Raw genomic sequence first — 4,647 nt, forward strand, 5'->3', positions numbered from 1 at the left:
CGGGGGCCGTCATGCTCGGGCTGATCGCCTTCGGCGGCGGGGGCGCGCTGCTGTTCGTCAAGGGCAGCGCGTGGGCGAGGGGGATCGGCATGGGACTGATGATCGGCTGGGCGCTCACCTCCATCTTCACCGTCGGCATCTGCACCGGATTGAACCCGATGCTCTACCACATCACCCGATGAACGGCATGGAACTGCGCGGTGACCGAATCCACCGCTACGTCAACGCTTTTTGCCCGCGATGTCACGCCGAACAACCCGATCGCCCGTTGAGTGACGTGGCGCGGCTCAGTGGCTGGCTCGCCGTGCGCGGCGACGGCCAGGTCTGGCTCGAACGAGGCTGTCCCCGGCATGGACTCGTTCGGACGCTGTACGACGAAGACCCCGAAATCCTTGCCTACCTCGAGGAGTGGACCGCGCCCACCAAGGCCCATGTCCCCGACAGCCCGGGTAACTTCGACCCGATCCCGTCGGCCTATCTGCGCGGCTTGCCACAGATGCAGACCCAACACACCTGCATCCTGCTCGAGGATGTCGCCGCGACCTGCAACCTGCGCTGCCCGACCTGCTTCGCCGACTCGTCGCCAGACCTTCGCGACGTCGTCGCGGTCGGCGACGTGCTGGCCAACGTCGACCAGCGCCTGGCACGCGAGAACGGGCGCCTCGACGTGGTGATGCTCAGCGGCGGCGAACCAAGCCTGCATCCGCAGCTGCCCGAGCTGCTCGCCGAGCTGAGTTCGCGACCCATCACGCGAATCCTGTTGAACACCAATGGTTTGCGGATAGCGCAGGATGACGAGCTCCTCGACCTGCTCACCGAGTACCGCGAACGCGCCGAGGTGTACCTGCAATACGACGGGATATCGCCGGCCGCGCACCGCCACCACCGCGGCGGTGACCTGTCGCGGGTCAAGCACGCGGCGCTGCGGCGACTTTCCGAGCGTCAAATCTTCACCACCCTGGTGATGACGGCGGCGCTCGGCGTGAACGACGACGAGATCGGCGGCGTCGTCAGGCTCGCGCTGGACACGCCGTACGTCGGAGGCGTCTGCATCCAGCCGCAATTCGCGTCCGGGCGTTCCGATCTCATCGACCCGGACAGGCGCCTCACCCATACCGGTGTGCTGAGGCGGTTGGGCCCGCAGACCGGCGACCTAATCACCTGGCGGGACCTGACCGCGCTGCCCTGCTCGCACCCGCATTGCTGTTCGGTCGGGTACGCGCTCCGTGACGACAGCGGGCAATGGCGTTCGCTGGTCGCCCTGATCGGCCACGACAACCTCAAAGACAAGCTCGGGTTGGTCGCCAACCGGATCGCCGACTCCGACATCCCCCGCGAGTTGCGCCTGGCGGTGCGGGAATCGCTGATGGGCTTGCTGTCGGAGCAGTCCTCGCTGTCACACCCGCAGATGTCGGACGTGTGGCGCATGATCTGCGAGAACTGCGATCTCGGCATGGCGACGTTGCTGACGGTGGCGTCCGCCGCGCTGCCCGGCCGGCGGCGCCAACTGCGGCGGATGCTGGGCGAGCGAGTCGTGCGCATCACGGTCAAACCGTTCATGGACATGTCGACGATGATCGAAGAGCGGCTGGTGCAGTGCTGCGTGCACGTCGGCACTCGTTCGTCGCAGGACCAGTGCGCGCCGTTCTGCGCGGTGCAGGCCTGGCCGCAACTCGCCGGCCAGCGCCTCTCGCTGGCCGCTCAACGCCTGCTGCCCGTGGTCGGTTAGCCGGTCGGCTCGGGGCCGTCCGAGAGCCCCGCGGCGGCGAGTTCCTCATCGGAGGGCAACCGCAGCGACACCAGGCCGGCGTAGGTATCCGGTTCGAGCTCCACCCGGTTGACCGTGACGTGCACCGGCACCCAGTCGTCGTGATTGCCGGGCATGCGCAACACCCGACTCGTGGCGCCGTGGCCGAATTCCTCCGTCATCGACGCCACCAAGTGCTGATCGTCCGGATGCACCTTCGGCTTGCCCGTCTCACTGCCCCGCCAGTCGTAGAAGGTGCAGGGCTCGTCCAGCCACTTCAGCAACGCCCAATTCTTCAGGTCGATCAGTGCCCGGTGCACGCCGGCCTGGGCCAGTCCGCTCAGGATCCGTTGCGCCAGATCGTCGGTCGACACCGCCGGGCCCTTGAGTTCTGCGCGCCAGTTGATCGCCCGCGCGACCAGATGGTCGCGGCCGTCGGGTCCCTCTTCCAATCCGGTCCGCGCGACGAAGCCGATCCGCATGGGGTTGCCCTGCCAGTCAGTGAGATCCCAAGTGCTGCAGATGGTTTGGTCGGGCTTGGCCTTGACGGCCATGGCGAGGACCTTGGTCTCGTTGGGATTGAGGTCCCGGGATGGGAGATCTTCTGCGAAGGCCCGGCCGAACGTGACCTCCACCTCCGGATTCTTTCCGCTGTTCACCAGCGACTCCCTGGTGTCGGTGGCGACGCCCTGGGTCAGATCCCACTTGAGCGGCCCCGGAATCGGCCGCTCCGGCGGTTCGACGTCGGCGGGCCCGGTCCACACGTGCACCCCGTGGATATAGCCGTCGGACATCACCACCGGTTCGGTGCGAATCACGCGGTCGCGCTTGGGTGTGATGCTGGTCAGGCTCTGTCCGGTCTGCACCGTCTCGGCGATCGCGGTCCGGACCGCGGACAGATAGGGACTGCGGCGCAAGAACGTGGTGATGGGCACGAGGTTCTTGAGTTGGCGCCCCTGCGCCACCACGGTGGGTTCACCCCCCAGCGTCTCCACGAGCAACCAGTCGTGGCCCATGCGGTGAGATTTTACGGCGGGGGCCCGACTCCTCGGGACCTCGGGCCTATAGGCAGGATTCGAATCGGCCGCAGAAAACGCTATCGTTCTCTGCGCCAACGCCTTCGGGCCGCAACGCCGATGCCGATGAAGTTGCCATGCCGCCGCGGCCTTTGATAGTTTGCTGCTGCGCCCGCGCAGCCGGCCGCCAACCGCTCACCGGTGAGCGTTCGTCCGACCGTGCGACAGCACGCGCCCGTTTCTTCAAGCAGCAGGAAATGCGCGCTCGGGACGGGTGTCACAGAGCAGATCCGCGGGGTCGACCGTCGAGGGGTCGGTCGTCATCCGCCGGGTTGCTCGGCGCGCGGCAACTGCGCCAGGACGAGTTCCAGCACCCGCACCGCGCCCGCCTTGTCGAGCGGGTCGTTGCCGTTGCCGCACTTGGGGGACTGCACGCAGGACGGACATCCCCGGGGGCAGTCGCATGCCTCGATGGCGGCGGCTGTCGCACCCAGCCACGTGCCCACCTTGCGATAGCCGCGCTCGGCGAACCCGGCGCCGCCCGGATAGCCGTCGTACACGAAGACGCTGGGCAGGCCGGCCGGATCCGGTCCCACCGCGGTCGACAAGCCGCCGATGTCGCCGCGGTCGCAGCTGGCCACCAGCGGCAGCAGGCCGATCGCGGCGTGCTCGGCGGCATGCAACGATCCGGGGATCCTCGGTACGTCAATACCCTTGCGCAGCAACGCTTCTTCGGTGATGGTGTACATCACCGCCGTGGTCGCCAGCGTCTGCTCCGGCATGTCCAGCTCGATGAAGTCGATCACCTCGCCGGAGAGCCGGCGGCGCAGGTAGCCCACCACCTGGTGGGTGACGGTGACCGGCACCAGACCCAGTGTGACGGGACCGTACTGCGCGCGTTCTCCGGTGCCGGTGACGGCGATGTCGGTGATTTCGCGGGCGAACGTGGCGTAACCGGGGTCCTCGGCGTGCACGAAGGCGATCGCGTCGTCGAAGTCCAGTGAGTCGACGACGTAGCTCTCCCCCTGATGCAGGTAGACGGCACCCGGGTGGACCGACGCCGGGGCCTGACCGACGCCCGTGCTGCCCAGCAACCGCCCGGTGTCGGCCTCCACGATCACGATCTGGCCGCCCGCCGAACCCCGGATGTCCACGGCGCCATGCGGTTCTAGGCCGGCCGCGGGAAAGTACTTGCCGTTGCGGCGACGCAGCAGGCCGTCGTCGAGCAGGCCCTCGGCCACCTCGATGGCGCCGAAGTCACGCACTTCCGCCTCCTCGAGCGGCATTTCGGTTGCGGCGCAGAGCAGTTGGGGTCCCAAGATGTAGGGGTTGGCGGGATCGATCACCACCCGTTCGACGGGCTTGCCCAGCAGCGCGGTGGGGTTGTGGACCAGGTAGGTGTCGAGCGGGTCGTCGCGGGCGATCAACACCACCAGCGCGCCCTGCCCGCGCCGGCCCGACCGGCCGGCCTGCTGCCAGAACGAGGCGACGGTCCCGGGGAACCCGGCGAGCACCACCGCGTCCAGTCCGGCGATGTCGACACCAAGCTCCAGGGCGTTCGTGGTGGCCAGCCCGCGCAGCCGGCCCTCGGCGAGGGCACGTTCCAGCGCGGTGCGGTCTTCGGCGAGGTAGCCGGCGCGATAGGAGGCCACCTTGCCGGAGAGCTCCGGGGCGATGTCGTCCAGCCGCGCCTGGGTGCCCAGCGCGGTCAGCTCCGCGGCGCGGCGCGAGCGCACGAACGTCAGCGTCTGCGCCCCCTCGGCGATCAGGTCGGCCATCACCCGCGCCGCCTCCGCGCCGGCGGAGCGGCGCACCGGTGCCCCGTTCTCGCCCAGCAGATCGGGCCGCAGCGCCGGTTCCCACAAGGCCACCGTCCGCGCGCCC

General features: G+C 68.7%; 3 protein-coding genes and 1 pseudogene. 2 read left to right on the plus strand and 2 right to left on the minus strand.

Annotated features, from left to right (window positions below):
* Together A9X05_RS31720 and A9X05_RS17900 are read left to right on the plus strand one after the other, a co-directional pair.
* Positions 1-182, plus strand: a pseudogene (locus A9X05_RS31720) (hypothetical protein); the annotation flags it as partial.
* A 5-nt stretch (positions 183-187) separates the two neighbouring features.
* Positions 188-1,729: a radical SAM protein gene (locus A9X05_RS17900; protein WP_067758837.1), complete on the plus strand. Its 1,542-nt coding sequence runs from the start codon at positions 188-190 to the stop codon at positions 1,727-1,729.
* Here A9X05_RS17900 and A9X05_RS17905 read toward each other — a convergent pair.
* On the minus strand, positions 1,726-2,763 hold the full coding sequence (locus A9X05_RS17905) for a PAS domain-containing protein (protein WP_067783108.1): 1,038 nt from the start codon (positions 2,761-2,763) through the stop codon (positions 1,726-1,728). The genes A9X05_RS17900 and A9X05_RS17905 overlap by 4 nt on opposite strands.
* Positions 2,764-3,083: 320 nt before the next feature.
* Positions 3,084-4,647, minus strand: a 1,564-nt coding sequence (locus tag A9X05_RS17910) for a Zn-binding domain-containing protein (RefSeq protein ID WP_067783113.1), incomplete at its 5' end; no start/stop codon positions are given.

Source organism: Mycobacterium sp. E3298, from assembly GCF_001666895.1.
Taxonomy (GTDB): Bacteria; Actinomycetota; Actinomycetes; order Mycobacteriales; family Mycobacteriaceae; genus Mycobacterium.